We start from the raw sequence: 25908 nt of genomic DNA on the forward strand, positions 1-25908 counted from the left end.
GTGACGTCGTTGCGGACACGACCGCGCGCCAGATTGTTGAACACAACCAAGTCGGCGCAGCGCACTGCGGATGGAAGCCACCCACGGGCAGCCGTTGCAATGCTCCGCCAGGTAAGTAAGCCACCCTCTATCAGCCCAACAAGGAAAATCAAATGCCAAGCCCTGATATCGCCAACGGCGTGCTGAAAGGAACGATCGACGCCACCGGAGTAAAGGTGTTTGCGGTCTCAGCCTCTAGCCGCGTAAACCTGACCGCCACTCTCAAGAGCGGTGTCACAGCAACTCGCAAGATCGAATTGTCCGCTGACGGCGGCGATGAGTTCTTCCCGGTTGATTACGACGTGACTACCGCAACTATGTTGGTGCTGGCCATCGGCACCCCGATCTCCCATATTCGATTCACCGGTGCCGCAGGCGATACATGGAGCGTGCGATGAGCTTCCCCGCTAAAGCTACTTCCCTCACGCTTGATCTGATCGATAACGGTAGCTCGGTCCTTGCCGTTATTCCCAAGGGCTTGATCTATACCACGCTGCAATGGTCCCGCGTGGACGGCAACGGTGTATCGACCGACATCGCAGGTGCAGCTGGAAATGCAAATCCGTACATCAAAACCACGGCGGACCGGGGATACGACCTCTCTGCACGCGCAACTGGAGTTTCGATCGGTAGCCGTAAGACCTTGAGAATACCGGCTGTTGCGCCCGGGGCACCCACCAATGTTGTAGCCTCCCCGGGCAATGGATCGGTCACCGGCGCCTTTACTGCGCCAGCGGACAACGGCGGCAGTGCGATCACCGGCTACCAGATGAAGGCCTATCGCGCTTCGGACAATGCTTATCTGGGCAGCGCGAACGGCAGCACCAGCCCCCTGACGCTCAGTGGCCTCGCGAACGGCGTGGCGGTTTATGTGACCGTCGCTGCTGTGAATGCCATTGGTGTGGGCATGCCGTCGGCGGTGTCCAGCAGCGTCACGCCGAAACTCGCAATCGCAAGCCAAAACATTCCGAATCATGCCCTTCTCACTGTCGGCGGGAATAAAGGAATAACGACCGGCTGCATGCAGCAAGAGGCATCTGGGCAAGTTGTCGCTGTGCGTCTCTGCATTGCTACGAAGACACTGAGCAGCCAGGTGCTTCCGCAGTTCAAGGCGGTCGTCGCTACTTCCGATACCGCAGGCGGGAACAACGTGAACGACACATGGCAGCCGAACGTGAATGGCACTGCGTACCCCGCATTGGCGGACGGCCAAGGGCGCGGCTGGGTTCCAGTGACGTTCAATGGCGGCCAGCCGAACATTGTTATGCCAGCTGCTACCGGCGATAGTGCAAATACAGCTAACGCGGTAATTCGTTCTGACCGAATCGCGCTACCTTCGCGCCCGCGCAAGAGCGGCGAGACTGGTGGTCCTATGTTCCTCGCCCGCATTGAGCAAATGCTGGGTACGGGGCAATGGGCCTATGTTGCCGGCAGCTATAACCCGTATGTTGCAGCGCTGGGACAGGCTGGCATGAAGGTATGGCGCTCTTCCCGAGTGGACAACTCGGGCGTTTCGAATCTGGCGTTGAATCCGCCCGACCTGAATTCCTGGTACATGCTGCCGTTCTGGTTTGAATTCGAGTACGCACAGCCGCATATTGCGCTGATCGTCAGCGGCGACTCCAGATACTCCGGCGGAGGACACCCTGTCATCGATGGGCTTTCTTGGGCGGTGCAGCCGTTGCAAGCAGCCCAGCTTCGGCTTCCGATTGACATCTGCACGCTCGGTGCATCTGGATTTTCCAATTCGCAGTACATGAAGCTGGTTACGGACTATTTGAGTGCAGGCGGCAGCGGCACGCACGTGCTGGTGCCGGTTCACACTCCTAACGATGGAATCACCACGTCCACCCAGGGTGATGCCGCGCTGGCTCGCGTCGATTCGTTCATCAACACAATGACTGCAGCGGGCATCAAGACCATTCTTTCGACCGGCTATGCTTGCGGATACAACGGCACGGCAGAGCAGCAACGGCAGCGCATGATCCAGTGGGCCAAGGATCAAGCTACAGCGGGGCGCGTCATTCTGTTCGATAATGATCCGATCATTTCGGACACTACGACGACGCCAGGGACCGGCGTCATCAGTGCGTCTTATTTCTACAGCGGCGACAATATCCATTGCAACGGCGCAGGCAACACTGCGATGGGCAATGCATTGGCAACGCTCTTCCAAGGTTTGTGACTCAGTGGCCCGTCGAGGGCTGCATCAGCGTATAGACCTAAGCTGCGCCAGTCTTACAGTGCCCGCTTCTGAATGGAAACGGGCACTTTTATTTCAGCTTACCGAGCCCGAGTTCTGCCATTGATAGAACGACTTGGCTGACCGCCTGGCGCTTATCAGCAGACATACTGCGATAGCTACTGAGCAGGGCCCTTTCGTCTGGCGTTGACACTGCCCGCTCGCCTTTCGCTAGATTCTCGAAGAGCTTACCCGCATGCGCATATTGGACCGCATGAGGAATAAGCGCCGATGGTGAAGAGAAAAGGAAGTAGGAGCCAAGCTTTCCCGCCTCTAGGTCCCTCATCATGTCACAGCCGATCTGCAGAACTCTGTGAATTCCGAACGCAGTCGCGCGTGCAATCGTATGCGCTCCAAGCGCACCGCACACTATCTCGACGAGGCGATAGTTGATGTCGCGATATTTCTGATGGCCGGCGCTGTCCTTACCGTCCTTCACCTGCACCTGGGCCGGCTGGCTGAGCACGATGGCCACACGGCTCTCATCGGTGATCACATCCATTTCCCAACGCTCGACAAGCAGTTGGTCGAGTAGTTCGTGTGCAGATTCATCACATAGGCACGCATTGACGGAGAACGGGCTGCCCCGTCCTTCCAGCAGCCAGTCGGTACGCACATTCTCGACGCGGTGAAGGTGCGCCAGCGACTCATATGAGAGGCCATTCCCCTTCATCACGTTTTCGATGCTGATCTTTGGCAGGCCGATGGCCTTGGCCCAGCCGTGGAGCGCTCTTCCCGCCGCAAGGAATTCAAGGCGTTGTGCGAGCGGGGAAAGTTCTTTGTTCATAGGCGGATAAAACTCTTGCAATTCCTAATAATAGGAATACAATTCATACAAATAGGAGTCTTAAAGATTATTGAGGAATCTTTAAGACGTTGGGCGGGCTGAGTATAGCAAACGGGGATACCGAAAAATGAGCAAGTCAGCGGTAAATAGGAGCAAAAAAGTCGCGCACAGCGCAAAACCTGAATTTGTGATGGTGACCTTTGGTGTTCATCACCGCAGTTTGGGAAAACAATTCTTCAATCTCCTGTCGAGCACCGATCAGAGCGCATCGGGCCTCGCTCGCGAACTCATCGCGCGCGGAATGAAAAACTATCCGAAGTAACGAGCCTGCAGACCGTTCAAACGGTCGCGGGCTTTTCTATTTTTCCGCGCTGGATGGGCACTTCAGCACACCATCAGTGTGCCGGAGTCCAGCAATAGCGGTTTATTAATCTTTCGCTGGAATTCATATGTCGCACAAACCTTTGTTTGATGTGCAGGAGGCTTTTCGCGCCATCGTTTTGGACTACGGTGCACCGAAGCTTGCCAACCTGATGGGTATGCCGGTCGGCTCCCTCTACAACAAGGCCAACGCCAACGAGACCAACAAGCAGAAGCCGACGTTGGCCGACGCCTTGCTCGTCCAGGTCCTGACGAAGGACCACCGCATTGTCGAGGCAATGTCTGCCACGCTGGGCGGCGTGTTCATCCGCCTTCCCATCGATGAGACGGTTTCGGATGAGGCGCTCCTTGATGTGATGTTGGAGCTCGGTGCCAAGTCAGGCGAGTTCCACCAAGAGATCAAGGACGCACTCGAAGACGGCCGCATCAAGCCCGACGAGCACCAGCGCATCGCGAAGCGTGGCTGGAGCTACATCCGCGCGGTGATGGAATGCGTCAGTCGCATCGAGGGCATGGTCGATGACAAGTGATCACCGCCCACCACCATCGCTGCGCCGCCTCGGGGTCACTCGCGTCGAGCACCAGATCCCAGCCGGCAAAGCCGTCGATATCTCTGCGATCTTCCTGGCCCTTTTCAAGAGCCAGCTCATGAAACAGGTTTTCACCGAGAAGGCCCGCCATGAAGAGACCCGACCCGAGGCAGCGCTCGCTGCACCTGCAGATCAACCTGCGCCCACCGACGGAAGCCGAGCTGCGAGCAGCGTACGACGCCTGCGTGTTCGACAAGCAGCGTCTGCCCTTCGAGGCAGCGTTGGAGCACCGGTCGATATCGCTGGCCCTTAAAAATTTCGCCCAAGCGGCACAACTCCGGAGGAGAACTTCATGAACGAGAACAACAGCGACGGAAAGACCAGGCCGATCGACTGGCTTTCAGCCCTGGTGGCGGTGCTCCTGTTCATCACCATCGCTGGCCTGCTGGACGGCACTTTCTAAACCCACCCGCGCTGGGGAGCGCGGGCCACCCATACGCATGGAGAACCACATGCTGCGATACCTGACACCAGAAGAACGAAAGCGGCTTTTCAAGGCTGCTGGGCAGTCCAATGACATCTACGCCCGCCGCGACAGCGCCATCATTCGCGGCCTCTACTTCTCCGCCGAGCGCGTGGGGGAGTTCGCCCTGATGACGGTGGGCGATGCTGAAGCGGCCCTGGCCGATAAGTACCACTTCATCCCGAAGGAGAACCGCAAGGGCGGCAAGCGCGATCACAGCGTGTACGTCACCTTGGGGCTTTCGAAGGCACTGCGCGACCTCTTGGAGGTCCGGATCCTGATCACCGGCGAGGAGAAACCTGCCAAGACCGCCCCGCTCCTGGTGAGCCGTCAAAGCACTGACCGGCCGATGACGGTGCGCTCGATCGAGCTGCGCCTGAAGAAGTGGGCGATCGCCGCCGGCCTCACTGACAAGTTCAGCCCCCACTGGCTGCGCCATACGCGCGCCATCGACATCATGCGCCGGAGCAAGGCCGCTGACCCACGCGGCGTCGTAAAGGCTGCTCTCGGCCATAACTCCATCGCCTCGACCGGGGTGTACACCGGCGTCCTGCGTGAGGATGTTGAGAACACCCTCGACGACCTGGACCGCCATCAGGGCAACCGTATCACCCGCGCCGAGCTGCGCCGCCGCTTTGATCGGAGACACAACGATGACTGACCTTCTCGGGCTGCTGGTCCAGTGCTGGATCCTCGCCACCAGCGCCGGCTCCGTGCTCTACATGACCCGTGGTGGCGAAGAGAACCGCCGCCTTGGGTGCTTCATCGGCCTGGCGGGCCAGCCCTGCTGGTTCATGGAGACCTTTTCGTCGCACCAGTGGGGCATGTTCCTGCTGGCCATTTTCTTGTCGTATCGCTACCTGCGTGGCCTCTGGGCGCGCCCTCTTTCTGGAGTTTGACTATGACTGCCGTATCTCACGAGATCAAGCCGATCTATGGCTTGCCCCTGAAGGCCGAGGCGATCGCGCCCCGCAACCTTGTCCCTGCCCGCGTGACCATCATGCTGCATAACGATGGGCTCTTCGCTACCTCCAGCCTCAACGCCGACCAAGCGCGCGAGCTGGCCGCCGCTCTCATGAGCATGGCCCTCGCCGTCGACAAGATGAACAAGTGGCGCGTCAGCAGTCTCGTGGAGGTCTCGCAATGACCTATCGCATTGGCGTCCTGCTCGTCATCAGCAAGCGCAGCATGCTCTTGCGTCTCCTCGGTGCCTGGCTCGCCGGGGTCCTGTCCGCCTTCGTGCTGGCCGGCATGCTGCCGGTGCAGCACATTCAGACCTCGTCCGCGCGCAGCAGCTCGATCAAGCCCAGTTCCTGGTGCGCCCGACCGCCGGCGCCCTCCTCGATCACCAGCAAGTCCATCTGACCTACCGAGATCCCAAATGAAACCGAACTCGATCTATACCACCCTCGGCAACTACGTGAGCCTCACTGAGGCCACGCCAGCCGACATCCACATCATCGACATCGCGCATGCGCTGTCCCAGATCTGCCGCTTCGGTGGCCACACTCGCCAGTTCTACTCGGTGGCACAGCACAGCGTCTGCGTGGCCGACCTGCTGCCCAAGGAGCTGAAGCTCTATGGCCTGCTGCACGACTCGGGCGAGGCCTACCTGGGCGACATGGTGCAGCCCCTGAAGTGCATGCCGCACAACAGCGAGAACCGCGAGCTGGAGGTCGGCATGCTGGCGAAGATTCACATCGCCTTCGGCCTCGATCCTTATCCATCGTCGGCGGCAGCAGCGGCAATTCACGAAGCGGACCTCGTGATGCTGGCTACCGAACGGCGTGACCTCCTGGCACCGGATAGCGCACCTTGGGCGGCCCTTGCCGGGATATCGGCCCGCCGCGCTCCCATCACCCCCAAGCTCCCCTTGTCGGCAGAGGCTGAGTTCCTCCGTCGCTTCAAGGAAGTCACCGGCCAACTGTGAGGAGACGGACATGAACTTGCAATACCTCGACGAGATCGCGCGAGAGGCCTGGGCGGGCAACTACCGCCGCGTGGGGCCGCTCTCCACTGGCGAAGTGCTGTATGTCGCCCTCGCCTCCGGCCGCATGCGTGAGCTGGCTCCCCAAGATTCGATTCCCTACGCAGTTGATCGCGTTGGCCCTGAAGCGATGGAGCACATGCTTGATGTGTGGCGGTCGAGTAGCCAGCCCGCCGAAGGGAGGCAACTGTGAACGCCCGCCAGCCAGCAGAACCACCTATCAAGATTTTTGGCCTCCTCCTCCTTAATCCAGACCAGAAGGATCTGATCCAGAAGCACTGCTTTGGTGACTGCGGAAAGATTTCCCTTGCGGGCTGCATTGACGATCCGCAAACAGGAGGACTGGGGGTCTGCTGTGAAACGGTATGCCCGTGGCTCAAGGCCGAGATGGATGAACCCTACGGCAACACCATGTCGTTCGGGAAGCCCCACCAGATTTATCTTCGCGCCATCACTGACAACCCCGGAGAAACGAGCCGCACCTGCATCAGCTGCGGCGCCAGGACCAACGTCGCCGGCGAGCTGCCGTGCGGTCACTGATCTCATCGAGAACACATACATGAAGCGAGACACCTTTACAGGGATCAAGGACAACGTCCATGAGATCCGCCACTTCCACCTGTTCGGCGCTATTGGCGGCGGCGCACGTGGCTTCAGCCGGGCCAGCGCCCGCGTGGGCAACATGGTGGCCAAGTTCCGCTGCATCGGCAGCGTGGACGTCGATGCTGCCGCGAACCGAGATTTCGGCCGCCTGGTCGGAGTGCCGGCCACGACCCTGGACCTGTTCGACCTGGACCAGTATCTGGCCTTCCACGGCCACATGCCGCCGCCTGGCTGGCGCGAAGCGCTGCCCGCTGATATACGCCGAGCTGCCGGCGGCGAGCGCCCGCATATCGTGTTCCTCTCCGCACCGTGCAAGGGCTTCTCCGGCCTGCTGGCCGAGGGCAAGAGCAAGACCGACAAGTACCAGGCCCTCAACCGCCTGACCCTGCGCGGCGTCTGGCTGATGCTGGAGGCCTGGGCCGACGATCCCCCTGAGCTGATCATCTTCGAGAACGTGCCGCGCATCGCCACGCGCGGTCGGCACCTGCTTGACCAGATCGTTGCCCTGCTGCGCCAGTATGGCTACGCGACCGCTGAGACCACGCACGACTGCGGCGAGATAGGCGGCCTGGCCCAGAGCCGCAAGCGCTTCCTGCTGGTCGGCCGCCACATGGCCAAGGTGCCGAACTTCCTCTACGAACCGCCGAAACGCAATCTGTTGGCGGTGGGCGATATCCTGGGCCGCATGCCGCTGCCGGGTGATCCGGTCGGCGGACCGATGCATCGCATCCCGTCGCTGCAGTGGAAGACCTGGGTGCGCCTGGCGTTCGTGGAAGCCGGTAAAGACTGGCGCAGCCTCAACCGCCTGGCGATCGAGGATGGCCACCTGCGGGATTACCTGATCGTGCCCGAGTATCACAACGGCTTCATGGGTGTACGCAGCTGGGAAGAGCCCACCGGCACCGTGGCCGGCCGTTCCAATCCCAGCAACGGAACATTCTCGGTCGCCGATCCGCGCGCCGCTGCGGGTGCCGCTGAGTACCAGCAGTATGGCGTGCTGGACTGGCGAGAGACGTCCGGTGCGGTGATCGGTGTCAAGTCGCCTGGCCAGGGCACCTTCTCGGTGGCCGACCCGCGTCATGGCGGCCCGGCCAAGCACTCCAATGAGTTCCGGATCGTTGAATGGGACCGCGCATCGTGCGCGGTGACCAGCGCCCACGGCACTGGCCAAGCTGTCGCGGATCCTCGGCGCGCGGGCGAGTCGTATGGGAAGTATGGCGTCACGCCTTGGCAGGATCCGGCGGGCACCGTGATCAGCGGCAGCACCACCGGCCAGGGCGCCTTCGCCGTTGCCGATCCGCGTGCTGCGCGCGAGGGGAAGCTGTTCAGCAAGTATCCGGTGGCGCAGTGGGATGGTTCAAGCGGTACCGTGATCGGCGGCGATGACACCGGCGCGTACGCGATCGCCGACCCGCGCCCGGCAGGCATCCCGCAGAAGGGAGACCACTACCTGACCGGCGGGCACTATGGCGTGCTACCCATGAGCGCGCACTCGGGTGCCGTGGCCTCGGCGGCCAGCTACGACAACGGCCGCTGGTCGGTGGCTGATCCGCGCATGCCGGCGGCGGCCGACAAGCTGGTCTGCGTCATCCGCGCGCTGGACGGCACCTGGCACCGCCCCTTCACGACCCTGGAGCTGGCTGCACTGCAGTCACTGGTGGACCCGGAAGAAATGCTGGAGCTGGACGGCCTGTCTGATCAAGCCTGGCGCGAGCGCATCGGCAATGCCGTGCCGCCGGCAGCGGCCGAGGCCATCGCCTCCGAGATGGGGCGCACTCTCCTGCTGGCCTGGTCTGGCGAGACCTTCCAGCTCAGTGCGGCACCGATCTGGGTTCGGCCGGTGGCCGTGGCCATGAACGTCGCCCAGGGTGGAGATCATGGTTGCGCAGCTTGAACTGTTCCAACGGCCTCCTGCGCGCGACAGCCGCGATATCGCAAGAGAGAAAGCCTTCTCGATCGAGGTCGAGAAGGAAATTCTCGCGGTTTTTGCCTCCCGACCTGAAGAGTGGCTGTCCTATAGCGATTTCCGAGAGCTGACCGACAAGCACAAGATCCATTCTTGGTTGGGGCACGTGCTCCATCGCATCGCGCGGGAGGGGAAGCTCCAAACGTCACGGCTGTACTACGGCGCCGAGTGGCCCGGGGATCCAGACTATCGCGGCTTCGATGATAGGTACAAATGGCCAGAGGGAAACACCAAATGATCGCCACCTCCCTGAACCTGCGCTCCCTCATGGAGGAGCTACGCGTCAGTGTCGTTCCATCCTTTGGGGCCGGCTGGGAAGTGGCGATCTACTGTGACGCGGCGGAGCCGCAGGCCTGGGGCGAGGGGGAAACGCTGCTGGCCGCAGTGAACGCAGCCCTGGATGACATGCAAGAGGATCCAGACATGGAGGGGCACCTCTCTCCCGACGTCTGGGCCCGCATCAACGGATATAGATAAAAAAGATGGCATCAATCGAAGAACTTCGGAACCGCATTGACCTCCACGACCTGGCCGAAAGGCTGGGCCTGAAGCGAGGGAAAGGCGGCAACGCGAACTACCACAGCCCGCACCATGAGGACAAATCACCATCCATCGGCATTGCGAAGGATGGCCGGAGCTTCCGCGATTACAGTGCGGAAGGCCAGCCGCACGCACGCGGCTCCTGCGTCGACCTGGTCATGTGGGTCCTCGGCATCACTGAAGTCAGCGAGGCCATGCGGTGGCTTCATGACCAATATGGGATCCCGACCGAGCGCCGAGTCCAGAACACCCAGGAGGCGCGCGAGAAAAGCCTCGTGGAGCACATCGCTGATAAGTGCGTCGCCGAGGCAGCTCAGGTGCGTGAATACCTCACCAGCCGCGGCATTGCCGACAAGGTGATAGACAAGGCCATCAGCCGCAAGACTCTGGGCTTCAACAACTACGTCTCTCCTTCGAGGCCCTCTGGAGAGGTTGGCCACGGCGGCCCTGCTGCAGCCTTCATCATCCGCGACCAGCACACAGATCAGGTACGTGCCGTCGACCTACGTTACCTGGATCCCGACATCAATGGCGGCGTGAAGACGCAGTCCCAGGGTGAGAAGGATGGCGTCTTGTGGTGCAGCGACTGGCGCCGCCTGAAGCACGCCCGGAATGTCTTCATCGTCGAGTCTGCGATCAACTGCCTGTCGATCGAGACTGCCGACGAGCATGCCTTCGCCATCGCGCTTCGCGGTCTGGGCAACGTCGACCACGCGGACTGGACTTTCCTGCGCGGTAAGCAGGTGGTGCTCTGCCTGGACAACGATCAGCCGTTTGAACCGCCCCACAAGCTCGCTGGACATCGACAGGGGCCGGAGGCAGCGTGGCGCCTTGTGGAGCGTTTGGTGGCCCTGAATATCGGCGTGATGCTGGTTGACCAGGCCGACTGGAAGGATGAGGACGATGAGCCGATCAACGATGTTAACGACATGCTGCAGGAGCTCGGCGCGGACAAGCTGCGGGCGGCCCTCGATAAGCACGAATACTGGCTGATCCCTGGGCTGTCGGGCGAGGTCGGGACGCCCGGCATCAAACGCGTCTACCTGCCCGCGCACGATTTTGCGCAGTACTGGAAATTCCGTGTCCGGAAGGATTTCACCAGCTACATCGCCAAGATGGAGGAGAAGGAAGGCGAAGATGGCGTGATCAAGACGCCGATCATGGTGGATCTGGCAGGCTTCCGCGTGGCCTCTATCTCCCGCGTCTCTGTGGCCAGCGCCACCGCAACCATGACCGGAGATCCCGACCAGCAGCCCCAGGTCTACTTCGCTGTGTCGGTACAAACGCCACGGCATGGTCCGGTGCTGCAGCGGCGCGTCATGCTGGACGAGCAGCTCCACAATGTCGACGGCTGGAAGAAGTTCGGCCCGGTCTGGAACAGCGGTGCATTCTCCCGCATGGTCAACATCTTGGAGCGCACCGCGGATCTTGGCGCACGCCAAGCGGCGAACTTCGTTGGGGTCGCCTGGCGCGATGGCCAGCTGATCGTCAATGAGGGGCCGGACTGCTATTTCACTGAGCCGGAAAAGCAGTGTCCCTATCACAACCTCACCTTTCCGACCGGCGGTGACCGCGAAGCCCGCCAGGTCATTGGGGCCTTCCAGGAGACGTTCAAGCACAACGCCGCCCTCTTCCCCTTGGTCTGGGGCCTTGGCGCGCACCTGAAGGTTCTGCTGGGCTTCTGGCCTCACATGATGATCCAGTCGGACAAGGGCAGCGGGAAATCGACCCTGATCAAGCGCCTGGAGCGCGCCATCGGCATGACGATGCTGTCGGGCCAGTCGCTGACCACCGAGTTCCGCCTGCTGACCTCGATCAGCCATACCTCACACCCCATCGGCTGGGAGGAGCTGTCCGCCCGCCGTCAGGAGGTCATCGACAAGGCCGTGGGCATGCTGCAGGAGAACTATCAGTACACAGTGACGCGCCGCGGCGCGGAAATGACGGAATACCTTCTCTCGGCACCTGTGCTGCTCGCCGGCGAGGATGTCCCGGTCCGCTCGCTGCTGGGCAAGATCATCCGCACGGATCTCACCGGGAAGAAAGGGCCGCTGCTGCCTGACGATCTGCCTCGCTTCCCTGTGCGTGCATGGCTGGAATACATCACCCGGCTGCCGAAGAAGGTGGTGCTCGATAAGTACCGCGAGGTCCGCGCGACGTTCCTGGACGCATCGATCGCCAGCGGATCGGACAGCGGCGCCCTCCGCATGTCGGGCAACTATGCCGCGCTGTACCTCGCCTGGATCTACCTGTGCGACTTTGCAGGGATTGACACGGCCCAGGGCGAATTCGATAGCGATCTGTTGACAGAGATGAACAGCCACATCGGCGAGACCAGCGCCGACCGGGAGCCTTGGGTCTGGATCATGGAGACAGCTCTGTCCGAGATCGCGGCGGGCCGCTTTTCATACCCGCATTATTGGGATCGTGATCATCAAGAAGGGGGAGCCCTTTTGGTCCGGACAAGCCACATCATGGACCACCTATCTACAAGCCCGGCATTGCGCGAAAAATGGAACGGGCTGCCTGTCAAAAGCGATCGCGTCTTCAAGAAGCAGATGGAGAACGCCGGCATCATCGATGGCTCGGCAGAGCGGACGATCCACGGCCGCCGGGTATCCAACCTTCAAGTGCTCCCGCTGGAAAGACTGCTGCGCTATGGCCTGCACGGAGCCCCTCGCATCGAGCCCGCATGACCGTATCTCGCCCGGCCAGCTGGTCGGGCATTTCCTCACCCAACTATAGGACGCATATGAAGGCTTTATCCATCCGTCAGCCGTGGGCTTGGCTCATCCTGAACGCCGAACACTACGAACAGCCGAAGCGAATCGAGAACCGGACCTGGCGTGCCAAGCATCGGGGGCCGCTGCTGATCCATGCTGCTGGCCAGTACGATCATGAGGGCCACAGGGCGATCCTGGAGGCGCGCCCCGATCTGGTACACGTGATCCCTACGGAGGACCTGATCGGCCGAGGCGGCCTCGTGGGCGTCGTGGAGATGGTGGACTGCGTAGATGACAGCAACTCGCCCTGGTTCTTCGGCCCGCATGGCTTCGTGCTGGCCAGGCCTGCGTCGTTCCCGTTCATCCCCATGCCCGGCAAGCTCGGCCTCTTCGATGTCGCCGAGGAGCTAATCCTGCAGCGCGTGTCGCCCCATCTTCCAGCCTGGCCAGGACTCCCTCGGCCGCAGGCCGCTGATCAGGATATCGGCCGCCCGGACCCGTTCGCCTCGCCTGTTCCCCCGTTCCCCCTCAGCAAGGAGCCGGGCCGGGGGAAAACCTCGGCGAGGAAAGCCAGGGAGGCGCAATAGCCAATTTCTATGACGGGGGATATGGGGGCAGCGCAAAAAACCTGTGGATTCCTGTGGAAAACTCGCTAAGTCTTTGATTTTGTAGAGAACTACGTCCACAAGTTCATGCCGTTTTTCCACAGGTTAGCCCTGTTTTTCCACAAGTCAGAAAATCAGCTATTTACCCTTCTACCTTCTTTTATCTCTCTCTATCTCTTTGATTAAAAAGGAGAAGAAGAGAGAAGAGAGGGTAGGAAACGCAGAGCGAGAGATCCACAGGTGGAGGCCAAAAATCCACAGGTCACGCGGTTGCCTAAAAAATAGTTCCACAGGTTAAAGGGTGCGAATACCCCTAACCTGTGGATTGAATAGAAAATAAAACACTTTAAAATCAATTGGTTAGATCATGAATCAAGCGATCCACAGCTCCACAAGTTGCGCTGCCCCTGGTACCCCTGAGGAGAAGGCCGAGAGCGAGTACATTGCCCGCTTCCGGCGCTTCATCCGGTTCAACAAGGGGCGCGGTGCCAAGACCGTCGATATGTACTGCCGCCACCTGGCGCGCCTGGAACAGTTTCTCGGCCAGGACGGCTTGCTGGCGGCAACCGAGGAGCAGCTGGAAATGTTCACCGGCGCATGGCTCCACAAGCAGGGCGTCCAGGCCAATAGCCGGCGGCCGTACGTCGCAGCGATCAAGGCCTTCTACGAATGGGCGAAGCACCACAAGGTGATCACCCAGGATCCGGCGGAGGCCCTGCACTATCCCAAGGCCGGAAAGCGCCTCCCCTCGATGATGACCCTGGCCAATGCCGAGAAGCTGATGTGGGCACCGGACTTCAGCACGCTTCAGGGCGTGCGCGATGCAGCGATCTTGGCTCTCATGGCGGGCTGCGGCTTGCGCCGCGATGGCGTGGCCGGCCTCAACGAGTCGGCGCTCATGGCCACCGAATATGACAGCCAGGCGCGTTACATGCTCCGCACCTTCGAAAAGGGCGAGAAGGAGCGCCTGGTGCCCGTGCCGAGAGAGGCCGACATGCTGCTGCGACTGTACCTGGAGCATCCCGACCTCCAGGCCATCGACCGCAACCTGCCGAACGGGGACCGGGTGCTGTTCATCTCGTTCATGAACATGATGGTGCCGGAGCACCTGTACATCGGGGAGCGCAGGCGGCTCGCGCCGAAGGCCGTGTGGGAGATCGTGAAGAAGCATGGCCGGAAGGCTGGCATCGATGAGAAGCAGCTCCACCCGCATGCCCTGCGCCACCTGTTTGGCACCGAACTGGCCGAGGACGACATCGACCTGCTGGTGCGCCAGGAATTGCTGGGGCATGCCAAGGCCGACTCGACGAAGATCTACACCCACCTGGCCACCAGGAAGAAGTTTGCCGCGATCGACAAGTCCAGCCCCTTGGCCAAGATCAAGACTCCAGTCAACGAGCTGCTGGCGAAGCTGCGCCGCTCCTGACGAGCCCCAGATTTTTTTGCAGGATCTGCCATGCGACCCCGAGCAAACCAGACGGCGAACGAAACGTATGTTGCCACCGCCTGCCAAGACATAGGAAAGCAGTGTTTATGCGATGTTGCGCGGTGTTTCCGCAGCGCTCGAAACTACACCCCAAAACGGGCAAAATCATGAAGCCGAATAAAACTAGAACCCGATCCCCTGTCCCTCGCGAGTTTCGCATTCTGACAAAAAGCGAAGCTCAGCTATCGCTATTCCCGGATGACACCGTGCCTGCTCCAATGGAAAAGCGAAGCTCAGGCAGCGGAATTGCACACATGGTGCAGCAGATGCTGTCCCCTGCCCCTGCTGCCCCGAAGAAACTGCAGGGGGTGGGGGCTCGGCGTAGAAGGCCGCCCTCCCCCAGCGGGGGGGGTGGGTACCAAAATATCTGCAATATTTTTGAAATCGCGGGCGGGCAAAAAAAATTCGCCGACCCGCGGGTCGCCGAGCTCTACACCATGGGGATGCAGGGCTATTGGCTGGTGGTGGCCGATTATCTCGGCATGGACAAGTTCCTGGGCATGTGGCGCCTGCTGGACTCCATCGAGGCCAGCATCCCCAAGGGCAAGCGCTCCGGCGCCATGGCGCTGATGTTGCGGCCCTACGCCAACTTCGAGCGCTTCCAGAAGAATCGCTACGTGGCCACGCTGGTGGCAGATGGCCACTCGCCCAAGGAAATTCAGGCGATTGTCAAGAGGGACCTTAAGGAAAATATGACGATTTCTAATATTGGCCGCCTGGCCAGGAAGCATAAGATTCGCGCATGAAAACAGCCATCATTTATCTGCGCGTCAGCTCGGTCCAACAGGCCAAGAAGGAGCTGCCCATCGAGAGCCAGCTCAAGTTCGCCCGCAAGAAGGCCGAGGACCTCAATGCAACTGTAATCGCCACCTTCACCGACAGCGGTATCTCCGGCCGCACGGACCGGCGCCAGGACTTCCAGGCGGCCATCGCCTATTGCGAGCAGTACAAGCCGGATTTCTTCATTGCCTGGGACACGGCGCGCTTCGCGCGCAACCGCATTGATGCGGCGATGTACAAGCGGGACCTGCGCGCCCTCGGCACCGATGTCGTCTACGTCTCCGTGGATCTCGACTCGTCGACCGATGAGGGCTGGTTCATGGAAGCTCTCCTGGAGGTGATGGACGAAAACGTCAGCCGCCGGATCTCGAAGGACACCAAGCGCAGCATGATCAAGAACGCGGAGGAAGGCTTCTACAACGGCGGCAGCGTCCCGTTCGGCTACGAGACGGTCACGCTGGGCGCGCGCAAGAAGCTGGTGATCAATCCCGGCGAGGCCAGTGTGGTCCGCGACATGTTCCAGATGTGCCTGCAGGGCGTGGGCGCGACAGCAATCGCCCACAAGCTCAATGGCGTCGGCCGGCTTCAACGTGGCCGCCGCTGGAACCGCTCCAGCATCAATTTCATGCTGAAGAATGAGGTCTATACCGGGCACACCATCTTCGGAAGGCGCAAGGGCCGCGTGGTGCAGCCAGAGGAGGCATGGGTGCGCACGAAGAGCCACGAGGCCATCATCGATGAGATGCTTTTCAAGGATGTGCAGAGCTGCATCGAGGACCGGGCACCGCTCGTGGCCGGCGGCGCGCCGCGAAGCCATCATCTTCTGACCGGGATTTTCCGTTGCCACCTGTGTGGCGGCACCATGCATATCGAAAGCGGTACCGGTCGCAGCCGCACTTACCATTACTACCGATGCGGCCAGGCCAAGGCTGGCTTCTGCGAGAACTCCAAGCGGGTCAGCGCACCGGAAATGGACGAATTCGTGGCGCAGTCGATCCTGGATGAGATCCTGACAGAGGACCGGGTCGTTGCGATTATTCGAGACATCCAGACGGCGACCCAGACCTGGTGGAAAGATCGCTCCGAGCAGCGCGCCCACCTCACCGCCAGCCTGCGCGAGGCCGAGCGCCGGCAGAAGAACCTCTTCGGTATCCTGGAGCTGCACGGGGTCGACGCGCCGAACCTCGGCGACATCACCGTGCGCCTGCGCGAGATCAAAGCGGAGATCGAGGGGGCCACGCGGGCACTGGCCGACTTGGACAGTGCGCATGATCCGGAGATCAACATCAGCGAGGATATGATCGGCCAGGCCACGGCCGTGCTGCGCGCGATCATCACCGACTGCGAGGATCCGATTGTCGTGCGTCAGTTCTTCGCCAGCTTCGTGGACAAGATCGTGGTGGAGGGAGAGGCGCTGGTGATCAAATACCAGCCCCAGAAACTAATGAACCACGGTCTTTCGACCGTGGTTCACAGTGATGTTGGGTGGCTCCCCGACCTGGACTCGAACCAGGGACCTGCGGATTAACAGTCCGTCGCTCTACCGACTGAGCTATCAGGGATCAATTGAGGGCGCGATTATGAACGATTTTTTTCAGATTTACCAGAGTGTAAAACGAAAATTTTTTACATCGTTCTGCATCGTGGCGGCATAGCCCTGCCGCCCTTCGTACGAGACCAAAACACCAGCCTCACACTAATTGAAAAGGCCCCGCAATTGCTTGCGAGGCCTTCGCATTCTTTGGCTCCCCGACCTGGACTCGAACCAGGGACCTGCGGATTAACAGTCCGTCGCTCTACCGACTGAGCTATCAGGGAACAGCTGAGAAAAAGATTATGACGCGATTTTTACTTCATGTCAAACTTTTTTCAGGGAAAGGCGCATTTTTTCATAGGAGAAAGCGCCCTGCGCGGCCCCTCCGAAGACGGGGCCGCGCATGCCAATTAGAGCACCTTGGCGATGGCGTCGACCACCACGTCGATGTTCTTGGTGTTGAGCGCAGCCACGCAGATGCGGCCGGTGTCGACGGCGTAGATGGAGAACTCGTTGCGCAGGCGATCCACCTGGGCCTTGGTCAGGCCCGAGTAGGAGAACATGCCGCGTTGCTTGATGACGAAGTCGAAGTCATGGCCCGGGGCCTTTTCCTTCAGCTTGGCCACCAGCAGCTGGCGCATTTCGCGGATGCGCACGCGCATCTCGGCCAGTTCGTCTTCCCACAGCTTGCGCAGTTCGGGCGACGCCAGGGCGGTCGCGACCACCTGGCCACCGTGGATCGGCGGGTTGGAGTAGTTGGTACGCACCACGCGCTTCAGTTGCGACAGCACGCGTGCCGCTTCTTCGGCGCTGGCCGCAGCGATCGACAGTGCGCCGACGCGTTCGCCGTACAGCGAGAAGGACTTGGAGAAGGAGTTCGACACGAACAGCGGGCCGCCGGCTTCAGCGAAGCGGCGCACCACCTGGCCGTCTTCGGCGATGCCGTCGCCAAAGCCTTGGTAAGCCATGTCCAGGAAGGGCACCAGGCCGCGCGAGGTCACCACTTCAATGACTTGCGTCCACTGGTCGTCGGTCAGGTCGGCACCGGTCGGGTTGTGGCAGCAGGCGTGCAGCAGCACGACCGAGCCGGCGCTCATGGACTTCAAAGCCTCCAGCATGCCGGCGAAGTTCACGCCACGGGTAGACGGATCGTAGTACGGATAGGCGTTGACCTTGAAGCCGGCCATCTCGAACAGGGCGCGGTGGTTTTCCCAGCTCGGATCGCTGATCCAGACTTCGGTACCGGCCGGCGAGAAGTGCTTCAGGAAGTCGGCACCCAGCTTCAGGGCACCGGTGCCGCCCAAGGCTTGCACGGTGATCGCACGCTTCTCGGTCACCACGGCACTGCCGGCACCGAAGACCAGCTCCTGCACGGCGCGGTCATAGGTGGCCAGGCCGTCGATGGGCAGGTAGGTACGCGGGGCCAGCTTGGCCGCCAGTTCCGCCTCGGCTTTCTTCACGCATTCCAGCAGGGGGACCTTGCCGTTGTCGTCGTAGTACACGCCCACGCCCAGATTGGTCTTGGCCGGGTTCTGGTCGGCGTTATAGGCTTCGGTCACGCCCAGGATGGGGTCGCGCGGCGCCATTTCGATGGCGGAAAACAGGGAGGCGGAGACAGGTGCGTTCATCGTGATAACATGAAAAGTTAGCTGCAACAAAGCGCTGCAGAAGGAAATGGGTGCACAGGGAGAGATTCGGATGTGCACCTTTTTGCAACACTGCATTCTAACAAATGTGGATGGCCAATCACAGACACAGTCAGGCCCAATTGCCTGCTGAATCTGCATGACACCATGTTCTATCGACATAACCCCGATCTGCACCCACCCCGCGCCAGGCCGTCCGCCCCAGTGGATGAGCTGGCTCCTGACGCGGCTTTGCGTCCGGTTTTGCCGGCTGCGGAGGCGCAGATTGTGTCTTGAACTTCAGCATCCCGGCAGCATTTGATGAATATTCACGCCTCCACCTTGCCTGTGTGCAATGCCCCGTTTGCGGGCCTTGCCAGTTCTTCCTGCACCGTGGCGGCTCACCGGAACCCGCGCGACAAAGGCAACCCAGACCATGGCTGAACTGACCCCCATCAATACCGAGCTGGACGAGAGCAAGTTCGTCACCTTCCCCGACTCGCCCTTCAAGCTCTACCAGGTCTTCCCCCCGGCGGGCGACCAGCCGGCGGCCATCGACAAGCTGGTCGAAGGCGTCAACGACGGCCTGTTCTACCAGACCCTGCTGGGCGTGACCGGCTCGGGCAAGACCTACACCATGGCCAACACGATTGCCCGCCTGGGCCGCCCGGCCATCGTGTTCGCCCCCAACAAGACGCTGGCGGCGCAACTCTACAGCGAATTCCGCGAATTCTTCCCGCACAATGCGGTGGAATACTTCGTCAGTTACTACGACTACTACCAGCCGGAAGCCTACGTCCCCCAGCGCGACCTGTTCATCGAGAAGGATTCCTCGATCAACGAGCACATCGAGCAGATGCGCCTGTCCTGCACCAAGTCGCTGATGGAACGGCGCGACGTGGTGATCGTGGCGACTGTCTCGGCCATCTACGGTATCGGTAACCCGAACGAATACCACCAGATGATCCTGACCCTGCGCGCCAAGGACAAGGTCTCGCAGCGCGACGTCATCGCCCGCCTGATCCAGATGCAGTACACCCGCAACGAAGTCGATTTCGGCCGCGGCACCTTCCGCGTGCGCGGCGACACCATCGACGTCTTCCCGGCCGAACACGCCGAGCTGGCCGTGCGCATCGAAACCTTCGACGACGAGATCGACAGCCTGCAACTGTTCGACCCGCTGACCGGCCGGGTGCGCCAGAAGATCCCGCGCTTCACCATCTATCCCGGTTCGCACTACGTGACGCCGCGTTCGACCGTGCTGCGCGCCATCGAGACCATCAAGGAAGAGCTGGCGGAGCGCCTGGAATTCTTCCGCAAGGAAAACAAGCTCATCGAAGAACAGCGGCTGGAACAGCGCACCCGCTTCGACATCGAGATGATGACCGAGATCGGTTTCACCAAGGGCATCGAGAACTACTCGCGCCATCTGTCCGGGGCCAAGCCGGGCGACCCGCCGCCGACGCTGGTGGATTACCTGCCCAAGGACGCCGTCATGTTCCTGGACGAATCGCACGTGCTGATCGGCCAGTTGAACGGCATGTACAACGGCGACCGCGCGCGCAAGGTGAACCTGGTGGACTACGGTTTCCGCCTGCCCTCGGCACTGGACAACCGGCCGCTGAAGTTCGACGAATTCGAGAAGAAGATGCGCCAGACCATCTTCGTCTCGGCCACGCCCGCAGACTATGAAAACACCCACGCCGACCAGGTGGTGGAACAGGTGGTGCGCCCGACCGGCCTGGTGGACCCCATCATCGCCGTGCGTCCGGCCACCACGCAGGTGGATGACCTGATGCAGGAGATCAACGACCGCATCGCCAAGGACGAGCGCGTGCTGGTGACTACGCTCACCAAGCGCATGGCCGAGCAACTGACCGAATTCCTCTCCGACAACGGCATCAAGGTGCGCTACCTGCACAGCGACATCGATACGGTCGAACGTGTGGAAATCATCCGCGACCTGCGCCTGGGTACCTTCGATGTGGTGGTCGGCATCAACCTCTTGCGCGAGGGCTTGGACATTCCCGAAGTCTCGCTGGTGGCGATCCTGGATGCGGACAAGGAAGGCTTCCTGCGTTCCGAGCGCAGCCTGATCCAGACCATCGGCCGCGCGGCCCGCAACCTCAACGGCATGGCGATCCTCTATGGCGACGTGGTAACCGATTCCATGCACAAGGCCATCGGCGAGACCGAGCGCCGCCGCGCCAAGCAGCTGGCCTTCAATGCCGCCAATGGCATCGTGCCGACCGGCATCAAGAAGGAAATCCGCGAACTGATCGACGGCATCTTCAACCCGGCCCAGGCACGCACCGAAATGATGGTGGCCGAGGAGAAGCGCAACTACGAATCCATGAGCGAGAAGCAGATCAGCAAGGAGATCAAGCGCCTGGAGAAGCAGATGCAGGAACACGCCAAGAACCTGGAGTTCGAAAAGGCCGCCGCGGCGCGCGACCAGCTGCAGCTGCTCAAGCAGCAGCTCTTCGGCGCATCGGGCAGCGATTCGGCAGTGGCCTGATCCTGCAGGGAGGCCGGCCGGGCGGTATACAATGCCGCCACTTCATTCATACGGCCGTGCCTCCCCTTCATTTTCCATGTCTTCCGTTTCCGCCCTCCCCGCTCCCCTGCTCGACCTGATCCACACCGCCCATCCCTCTTGGCATGCCGCCCTGCGCGCCGGCCTGGAGGCGATCCAGCAAGCCGATCCCGCCTATCTGCCCACCTTGGCGCAGGACGATTACCTGCCCACCGAAGGCCGCCTGTTCGCAGCCTTCACGCAGCCCATGGACCAGGTGCGCTACGTACTGGTGGGCGAAGGCCCCTACCCGCGCGCGGCCAGCGCCACCGGCGTGTGCTTCATGGATGGCGCGGTGGGTTCGCTGTGGTCGGAAAAGGGCTTGTCCAAGCAGGTCAATCGGGCGACCTCGCTGCGCAATTTCATGAAGATGCTGCTGGTGGCCGAAGGCGCGCTGCAGGCGGGCCAGACCAGTGGCGATGCGCTGGCCGGCATTGCGGCGCAGGCCCAGGCCGATGTCGAAGGCAGCATCCAGACCCTGGCCGACCTGCAGGACAACCTGACTGCGCAAGGCTTCCTGCTGCTCAATGCCAGCCTGGTGTTCCGCAGCCATGTCGCCCCGGTCAAGGATGCCAAGGGCTGGAAGCCCTTCTTTGAGACGGTATTGCGTGCCCTGGCCGAGCATGGCCAGACACAGGGAAAACCCCTGCCGACCCTGGTGCTGTGGGGGAAGATCGCCGAGCAGCTGAGCGGCCTGCCGCTGGTAGCGCAATTCCCGCGCGCGGTGGCCGAGCATCCCTACAACCTCAGCTTCATCGAGCACAGCGGCATGCAGCAATTGTTTGCGCCCATGCAGTTGCTGAAGAAGCGGGCCTGAGGCGGCCCGCTTCCATTTCCTCGCTCAGAATTCTTCCCAGTCGTCGCCACCACTGCTCTTGGGCGGTGCTTTCGGTGCGGCCTTGGGCGCGGCAGGCGCAGCCGGTTCGGCCGGCAGCGCAGGCTTGCTGGCGGGCTTGGCCTTCAGCGGTGCCGGCTTGGGCGTGATGTTGACCGGTGCCGGACGGGCTGCTGCAGCCGGCGGCGGGGCTGCATGATGAACCGGCGGCGGCGTGATCGGTGCGGCCCCGCCGCTTTCATCCAGCTTGAAGCCCGCCACCACGGCAGCCAAGTGAGCCGCCTGTTCCTGCAGGGACTTGGCCGCTGCCGCTGCTTCCTCCACCAGCGCCGCGTTCTGCTGGGTCGCCTCATCCATCAGGGTCACGGCATTGCCCACTTCGGTGATGCCGGCACTCTGCTCCTGGCTGGCTGAACTGATCTCACCCACGATGTCTGTCACGCGGCGCACGCTGGAGACCACTTCATCCATGGTCGAACCGGCCTGGGCCACCAGCTGGCTGCCCGCTTCCACCTTCTGCACCGAGTCATCGATGAGCTGCTTGATCTCCTTGGCGGCCGTGGCCGAGCGCTGCGCGAGGGAACGCACTTCCGACGCCACCACCGCAAACCCGCGCCCCTGCTCACCGGCACGCGCCGCTTCCACGGCAGCATTCAAGGCCAGGATATTGGTCTGGAAGGCGATGCCATCTATGACGCTGATGATGTCGACGATCTTGCGGGAAGACTCATTGATGGAACTCATGGTGCTGACCACCTGGCCCACCACGGTGCCACCATGCACCGCCACATCCGAGGCCGACACCGCCAGCTGGTTGGCCTGGCGGGCGTTATCGGCGTTTTGCTTCACGGTCGAGGTGAGTTCTTCCATCGCCGAGGCGGTCTCTTCCAGCGAACCTGCCTGCTGCTCGGTGCGGGCGGACAGGTCCATGTTGCCGCTGGCGATTTCGCTGGAAGAAACCTTCACAGACTCGCTGGCGCGCCGGATATCGAGCAAGGTGCGCGAGATCTTGTCGGCAAAGTGATTGAAGGCGCGGGAAATTTGCGCCAGTTCATCCTTGCCGCTGGTATCGAGCCGGCGCGTAAGATCGCCGTCACCTGACGCGATTTCTTCCATCGCATTGCGCACCACGCCCAGGCGGCGCAGCAGGCGCGTGATGGTGTAGCTCAGCAGCAATGCCGCCGCGACGATGGCCACCACGGCCAGAATCACCGCCAGCGCCATCAGCGCCCCAACCGCATGCGTGGCCTCGCGATAATCCAGCGCCACCACCAGCGACCAGTCAGTGTTGTCGATGGGTTGCGTAAAGAGCAGATAGGGTACGCCGCCGATGGTCGCGCTGCCGCCCTGCTTCATGCCCGCCAGCGAGGCGGCGGAGAGATTCTGGTCCAGCGCCGACACCGGCTTCAAGGCCAGCTCCTTGTTGGGGTGGGTGATGATGAGGCCATCCTTGCCGACGATGAAGGCGAAGCTGGATGGCGTGGGCTTGATGCCGGCCACGGTACGCACCACGTTGTCGAGTTGCACGTCCGAGCCCAGCACGGCCTGCAGGGTCCCCTTGTCGCTGACCGGCTCGGCGAAGGTCACGACCAGCTTGCCGGTGGTAGCGTCCACGTAGGGGGCAGTGAGTACCGGCTTGCCGGCATCGACCGCCTGCTTGTACCAGGGCCGCGCGGTCGGATCGTAGCCGGCCGGCATCGGGTGCAGGGCCAGCATGCGCTTGTCGGGATAGCCGATGTAGGCGTCGTCAAAGGAACCTGCTTCCTGAGCCGCCGCGACGATGGGCAGGACATCGCTCTGCTTCAAGGCCTGCTTCATGGCCCCGGTGATGATGCGTTTGCTGCGCACCCACTCGGTGATGTTGGCGGCGTAGCTTTCGGTGAGCTGGCGGGTCTGGGTCGAAATGCCCTCCAGCGTATCGCTGCGGACGGTGTAGATGTTGGCACCACTGAGAACGATCATGGCCACCGCCACGATCAGTACGCAAATGACGATCAGCCGGGCACGAAGTGAAGACAACATGGCGAACTCCCCTGTAAGAAGCAATGAAGCGGAACCTGCATGAACAGCAACATATTTCTTTTCCCCGCGACAAATATAGCAGTGCTCCACTACCGCGCGATGTCATTTTTGTTAAGAGGAAAGTGTCAGGAGCGGGCAAGACGGCATGGCTTTTCAGGAAACACACGCGTAAACGACAAATCCCCGCAGCAGCGGGGATCGGGGGTGTTCAACGCAGCGTGCACCTGGCCATGTTGGGGGTGCTGTCGGCCATCAGGCCACCGTTGCGGTTAATACGGGTACTACGGAGATGCGTCGGGCAGGGTCTGCCTCTGTGGGCGACTGCTGGCTGCCTGCTGCGGCTCCGGGCATGCGGAGCCGGTCTCTTCTTCGTCGTTCTTCAGGCGCATCGGGCCTGGTCCTGCCGGGTACTGCGGTACTTCATTGCTGCGGGGGCTGCCATCAAGCTGGCCGCATCGGCATTCAGATCTGCGATTGCAGCTTCCAGACGGCGTGCAGGTGGCTGTGATCCAGCTGGCGCAGGCGCACTTCCATTTCGAAGTGGTCGGTCACGCCTTCGAAGTAGGCGGCGTCATGCAGGTCGGTAGCATCGTTGCGCACGGGCTTCAGGGCATGGGCGGCGATGACTTGCTGGACAGCAAACTTCACCAGCTCGACCAGGGAGCGCAAATTGTTAGAAAAACCGGCATCTTTTGCCAATATACTGACGTTGTTCACGATGAATTCCTTCTGTTTGACGTTTGGGTGATTGAAGAATAAGGTCGCCCCTGGCTTTTGCAAAGCAACATTTTCCGTCACCACTATAAGTTTTTCTTACAGCATGTCTTCATCCTTACCCCCGCTCAAGGCCCTCAAGGTGTTCGAAGCGGCAGTCCGGACGCGGAGTCTGACGCTGGCGGCCCATGAACTTTTCATCACCCATAGCGCGGTCAGCCAGCAGATCAAAACGCTGGAAGAGTATTTCGAACAACCGTTGTTTTTACGCCAGTCGCGTGGCGTGGAACCCACAGAAGCGGCCCTGGCCTTCTATGCCGAGGTCAAGGCCAGCCTGGACCGCATTGCGCTGGCGGCCGAACAGCTGTCGCTGGCCGGCAAGAGCCGCGTGGTGCGCCTGATCGCCGCGCCCTCGGTGGCCATGCGCTGGCTGATTCCGCGCCTGTCGCAGTTCCAGATTGACAACCCGCGGATCGAGGTGCGCGTCACCACGACCATGTCGGAGTATTTCGAGGATGTGAAGGATCCTTTCGACGTGATCATCTGGCGCAGCCCGCTGGAGCGCAGCGGCTACGACTGCGTGCGCTTCCTGGATGACGTGTCGGTGCCGCTGGCCTCGCCGCACTTCCTGGAGACGCACCCGATCCGGGTCCCGCGCGATTTCGTGGAGGTGCCGCTGATCCACCTCTCCAGCCGGTCAGCGGCCTGGTCGCAGTGGCTGGGCAAGGCCGGGGTGGCGGTGCGGCGCAAGATGCCGGGGACGGTCTATGAACATTCCTTCCTGAGCCTGCAGGCGGCTGCTACTGATCAGGGGGTGGGCATGGGCACGCTGGCGCTGGTGGATGACGATCTGGCCGCAGGCCGGCTGGTGCGGCTGTTTCCGGAGATCGTGCTGCACGGGGAGGGTTACCACATGCTCTATCGCAGCAGCGCCGACACCAATCCGGCACTGAAGACTTTCATCACGTGGTTGAAGCAGATGGGCCAAGCGTCTTCGTTCGATCCGCAGCAGACCTGGCCGGCGGATTTTCCTGGCGAATATTGAGGGAGTCCATCCCCGCGCCGGGCGCGGGGACAAACGCGGCGAGGATCAGTCCGCCGACTTCAGCACATGCACCTTGCGATCTGCGATCAGGTCCTTGGACTTCTCGCGATAGTCAGTCATGTGCGGCAGGGTGAAGTGCAGTTTCAGCGCTTCTTCGTCCTTCCACTTCTCGACGAAGGCGAAGGTATCCTGCCCCAGCGGCGCCTGGTTCGGGCCGAAGCCATCCACATCCACCACCAGTCCATATTCGATGCAGCCTTCCTCGGCACGCACGGCGGCCAGGTTGGCGCGGGCGATGGCCAGCAGCGCTTCACGCTGGCCGGGCTTGGCGGTGATGATGGCGACGACGGTAACGGTGCTCATGCG

At 61.5% G+C, this 25908-nt stretch carries 28 protein-coding genes and 2 tRNA genes; 22 read left to right on the forward strand and 8 right to left on the reverse strand.

Annotation, left to right across the window (positions count from 1 at the left end):
* The first annotated feature begins 152 nt into the window (after nucleotides 1-152).
* Nucleotides 153-437, forward strand: a complete 285-nt coding sequence (locus tag JOD78_RS07510; RefSeq protein ID WP_209570778.1) for a hypothetical protein — start codon at nucleotides 153-155, stop codon at nucleotides 435-437.
* Nucleotides 434-2224 carry a hypothetical protein gene (locus JOD78_RS07515; protein ID WP_209570779.1) on the forward strand — a complete coding sequence of 597 codons (1791 nt, stop codon included), beginning with the start codon at nucleotides 434-436 and terminating at the stop codon, nucleotides 2222-2224. Before JOD78_RS07510 ends, JOD78_RS07515 begins: the two co-directional genes overlap by 4 nt.
* A gap of 88 nt (nucleotides 2225-2312) precedes the next feature.
* Here JOD78_RS07515 and JOD78_RS07520 read toward each other — a convergent pair whose 3' ends face one another.
* The gene (locus tag JOD78_RS07520) at nucleotides 2313-3068 is read right to left on the reverse strand and encodes a hypothetical protein (protein ID WP_209570780.1); all 756 of its coding nucleotides are present in this window, start codon (nucleotides 3066-3068) and stop codon (nucleotides 2313-2315) included.
* 127 nt (nucleotides 3069-3195) lie between these two features.
* Here JOD78_RS07520 and JOD78_RS07525 point away from each other — a divergent pair, with 127 nt between their 5' ends.
* From JOD78_RS07525 to JOD78_RS07605, 17 genes are all read left to right on the forward strand, one after another.
* Nucleotides 3196-3390 (forward strand): hypothetical protein, encoded by a 195-nt coding sequence (locus tag JOD78_RS07525; RefSeq protein ID WP_209570781.1) that lies wholly within the window; start codon nucleotides 3196-3198, stop codon nucleotides 3388-3390.
* Between the two features lie 127 nt (nucleotides 3391-3517).
* On the forward strand, nucleotides 3518-3979 hold the full coding sequence (locus tag JOD78_RS07530) for a phage regulatory CII family protein (RefSeq protein ID WP_209570782.1): 462 nt from the start codon (nucleotides 3518-3520) through the stop codon (nucleotides 3977-3979).
* A 149-nt stretch (nucleotides 3980-4128) separates the two neighbouring features.
* Nucleotides 4129-4335 (forward strand): hypothetical protein, encoded by a 207-nt coding sequence (locus tag JOD78_RS07535; RefSeq protein ID WP_209570783.1) that lies wholly within the window; start codon nucleotides 4129-4131, stop codon nucleotides 4333-4335.
* A gap of 156 nt (nucleotides 4336-4491) precedes the next feature.
* Nucleotides 4492-5163 (forward strand): tyrosine-type recombinase/integrase, encoded by a 672-nt coding sequence (locus JOD78_RS07540; protein WP_209570784.1) that lies wholly within the window; start codon nucleotides 4492-4494, stop codon nucleotides 5161-5163.
* Nucleotides 5156-5401 (forward strand): hypothetical protein, encoded by a 246-nt coding sequence (locus tag JOD78_RS07545; protein WP_209570785.1) that lies wholly within the window; start codon nucleotides 5156-5158, stop codon nucleotides 5399-5401. The genes JOD78_RS07540 and JOD78_RS07545 overlap by 8 nt, the downstream gene beginning before the upstream one ends.
* A gap of 2 nt (nucleotides 5402-5403) precedes the next feature.
* A complete protein-coding gene (locus JOD78_RS07550) occupies nucleotides 5404-5649 on the forward strand; it encodes a hypothetical protein (protein ID WP_209570786.1) in 246 nt (81 codons plus the stop codon).
* Nucleotides 5646-5867, forward strand: coding sequence for a hypothetical protein (locus tag JOD78_RS07555; protein WP_209570787.1), 222 nt, complete (start codon nucleotides 5646-5648; stop codon nucleotides 5865-5867). Before JOD78_RS07550 ends, JOD78_RS07555 begins: the two co-directional genes overlap by 4 nt.
* Nucleotides 5868-5883: 16 nt before the next feature.
* The gene (locus JOD78_RS07560; RefSeq protein WP_209570788.1) at nucleotides 5884-6432 is read left to right on the forward strand and encodes a hypothetical protein; all 549 of its coding nucleotides are present in this window, start codon (nucleotides 5884-5886) and stop codon (nucleotides 6430-6432) included.
* Between the two features lie 10 nt (nucleotides 6433-6442).
* On the forward strand, nucleotides 6443-6682 hold the full coding sequence (locus tag JOD78_RS07565) for a hypothetical protein (RefSeq protein ID WP_209570789.1): 240 nt from the start codon (nucleotides 6443-6445) through the stop codon (nucleotides 6680-6682).
* On the forward strand, nucleotides 6679-7029 hold the full coding sequence (locus JOD78_RS07570) for a hypothetical protein (RefSeq protein WP_209570790.1): 351 nt from the start codon (nucleotides 6679-6681) through the stop codon (nucleotides 7027-7029). The genes JOD78_RS07565 and JOD78_RS07570 overlap by 4 nt, the downstream gene beginning before the upstream one ends.
* A 19-nt stretch (nucleotides 7030-7048) precedes the next feature.
* Complete coding sequence (locus JOD78_RS07575) at nucleotides 7049-8986, forward strand: DNA cytosine methyltransferase (protein WP_209570791.1); 1938 nt, start codon at nucleotides 7049-7051, stop codon at nucleotides 8984-8986.
* On the forward strand, nucleotides 8970-9296 hold the full coding sequence (locus JOD78_RS07580) for a hypothetical protein (RefSeq protein WP_209570792.1): 327 nt from the start codon (nucleotides 8970-8972) through the stop codon (nucleotides 9294-9296). The genes JOD78_RS07575 and JOD78_RS07580 overlap by 17 nt, the downstream gene beginning before the upstream one ends.
* A complete protein-coding gene (locus JOD78_RS07585; protein ID WP_209570793.1) occupies nucleotides 9293-9535 on the forward strand; it encodes a hypothetical protein in 243 nt (80 codons plus the stop codon). The genes JOD78_RS07580 and JOD78_RS07585 overlap by 4 nt, the downstream gene beginning before the upstream one ends.
* 5 nt (nucleotides 9536-9540) lie before the next feature.
* On the forward strand, nucleotides 9541-12294 hold the full coding sequence (locus JOD78_RS07590; protein WP_209570794.1) for a toprim domain-containing protein: 2754 nt from the start codon (nucleotides 9541-9543) through the stop codon (nucleotides 12292-12294).
* A 56-nt stretch (nucleotides 12295-12350) separates the two neighbouring features.
* Complete coding sequence (locus JOD78_RS07595; RefSeq protein ID WP_209570795.1) at nucleotides 12351-12908, forward strand: ASCH domain-containing protein; 558 nt, start codon at nucleotides 12351-12353, stop codon at nucleotides 12906-12908.
* 385 nt (nucleotides 12909-13293) lie between these two features.
* Nucleotides 13294-14352, forward strand: a complete 1059-nt coding sequence (locus tag JOD78_RS07600; protein WP_209570796.1) for a tyrosine-type recombinase/integrase — start codon at nucleotides 13294-13296, stop codon at nucleotides 14350-14352.
* Nucleotides 14353-14666: 314 nt separating this feature from the next.
* Nucleotides 14667-15158: a hypothetical protein gene (locus tag JOD78_RS07605; RefSeq protein WP_209570797.1), complete on the forward strand. Its 492-nt coding sequence runs from the start codon at nucleotides 14667-14669 to the stop codon at nucleotides 15156-15158.
* Here JOD78_RS07605 and JOD78_RS27905 read toward each other — a convergent pair.
* The 4 genes from JOD78_RS27905 to JOD78_RS07630 form a co-directional block, all read right to left on the reverse strand.
* Nucleotides 15071-16462, reverse strand: a complete 1392-nt coding sequence (locus JOD78_RS27905; protein WP_245201997.1) for a hypothetical protein — start codon at nucleotides 16460-16462, stop codon at nucleotides 15071-15073. The two genes, JOD78_RS07605 and JOD78_RS27905, sit on opposite strands and share 88 nt — an antisense overlap.
* A 216-nt stretch (nucleotides 16463-16678) precedes the next feature.
* A tRNA-Asn gene (locus JOD78_RS07620) sits at nucleotides 16679-16754 on the reverse strand.
* Nucleotides 16755-16934: 180 nt separating this feature from the next.
* Nucleotides 16935-17010 (reverse strand) — tRNA-Asn (locus JOD78_RS07625).
* Nucleotides 17011-17136: 126 nt separating this feature from the next.
* Entirely contained in the window at nucleotides 17137-18354 is a 1218-nt protein-coding gene (locus JOD78_RS07630) for an amino acid aminotransferase (protein WP_121042151.1), read from the reverse strand.
* Between the two features lie 433 nt (nucleotides 18355-18787).
* Here JOD78_RS07630 and uvrB point away from each other — a divergent pair, with 433 nt between their 5' ends.
* Together uvrB and JOD78_RS07640 are read left to right on the forward strand one after the other, a co-directional pair.
* The gene (gene uvrB / locus JOD78_RS07635; RefSeq protein ID WP_034334595.1) at nucleotides 18788-20869 is read left to right on the forward strand and encodes an excinuclease ABC subunit UvrB; all 2082 of its coding nucleotides are present in this window, start codon (nucleotides 18788-18790) and stop codon (nucleotides 20867-20869) included.
* Nucleotides 20870-20945: 76 nt separating this feature from the next.
* A complete protein-coding gene (locus tag JOD78_RS07640; protein WP_121042155.1) occupies nucleotides 20946-21743 on the forward strand; it encodes a uracil-DNA glycosylase in 798 nt (265 codons plus the stop codon).
* A 24-nt stretch (nucleotides 21744-21767) separates the two neighbouring features.
* On the opposite strand, the gene JOD78_RS07645 is transcribed toward JOD78_RS07640, so the two are convergent.
* Together JOD78_RS07645 and JOD78_RS07650 are read right to left on the reverse strand one after the other, a co-directional pair.
* Nucleotides 21768-23783: a methyl-accepting chemotaxis protein gene (locus JOD78_RS07645; RefSeq protein ID WP_134136119.1), complete on the reverse strand. Its 2016-nt coding sequence runs from the start codon at nucleotides 23781-23783 to the stop codon at nucleotides 21768-21770.
* 462 nt (nucleotides 23784-24245) lie between these two features.
* Complete coding sequence (locus JOD78_RS07650; RefSeq protein WP_039785006.1) at nucleotides 24246-24500, reverse strand: hypothetical protein; 255 nt, start codon at nucleotides 24498-24500, stop codon at nucleotides 24246-24248.
* A 103-nt stretch (nucleotides 24501-24603) separates the two neighbouring features.
* Here JOD78_RS07650 and JOD78_RS07655 point away from each other — a divergent pair, with 103 nt between their 5' ends.
* On the forward strand, nucleotides 24604-25542 hold the full coding sequence (locus JOD78_RS07655) for a LysR substrate-binding domain-containing protein (RefSeq protein WP_034335739.1): 939 nt from the start codon (nucleotides 24604-24606) through the stop codon (nucleotides 25540-25542).
* A 45-nt stretch (nucleotides 25543-25587) separates the two neighbouring features.
* On the opposite strand, the gene JOD78_RS07660 is transcribed toward JOD78_RS07655, so the two are convergent.
* Nucleotides 25588-25905 carry a putative quinol monooxygenase gene (locus JOD78_RS07660; protein ID WP_209566997.1) on the reverse strand — a complete coding sequence of 106 codons (318 nt, stop codon included), beginning with the start codon at nucleotides 25903-25905 and terminating at the stop codon, nucleotides 25588-25590.
* Nucleotides 25906-25908 lie beyond the last annotated feature (3 nt).

The sequence above is a fragment of the Herbaspirillum sp. 1130 genome (genome assembly GCF_017833835.1).
Taxonomy (GTDB): domain Bacteria; phylum Pseudomonadota; class Gammaproteobacteria; order Burkholderiales; family Burkholderiaceae_D; genus Herbaspirillum; species Herbaspirillum huttiense.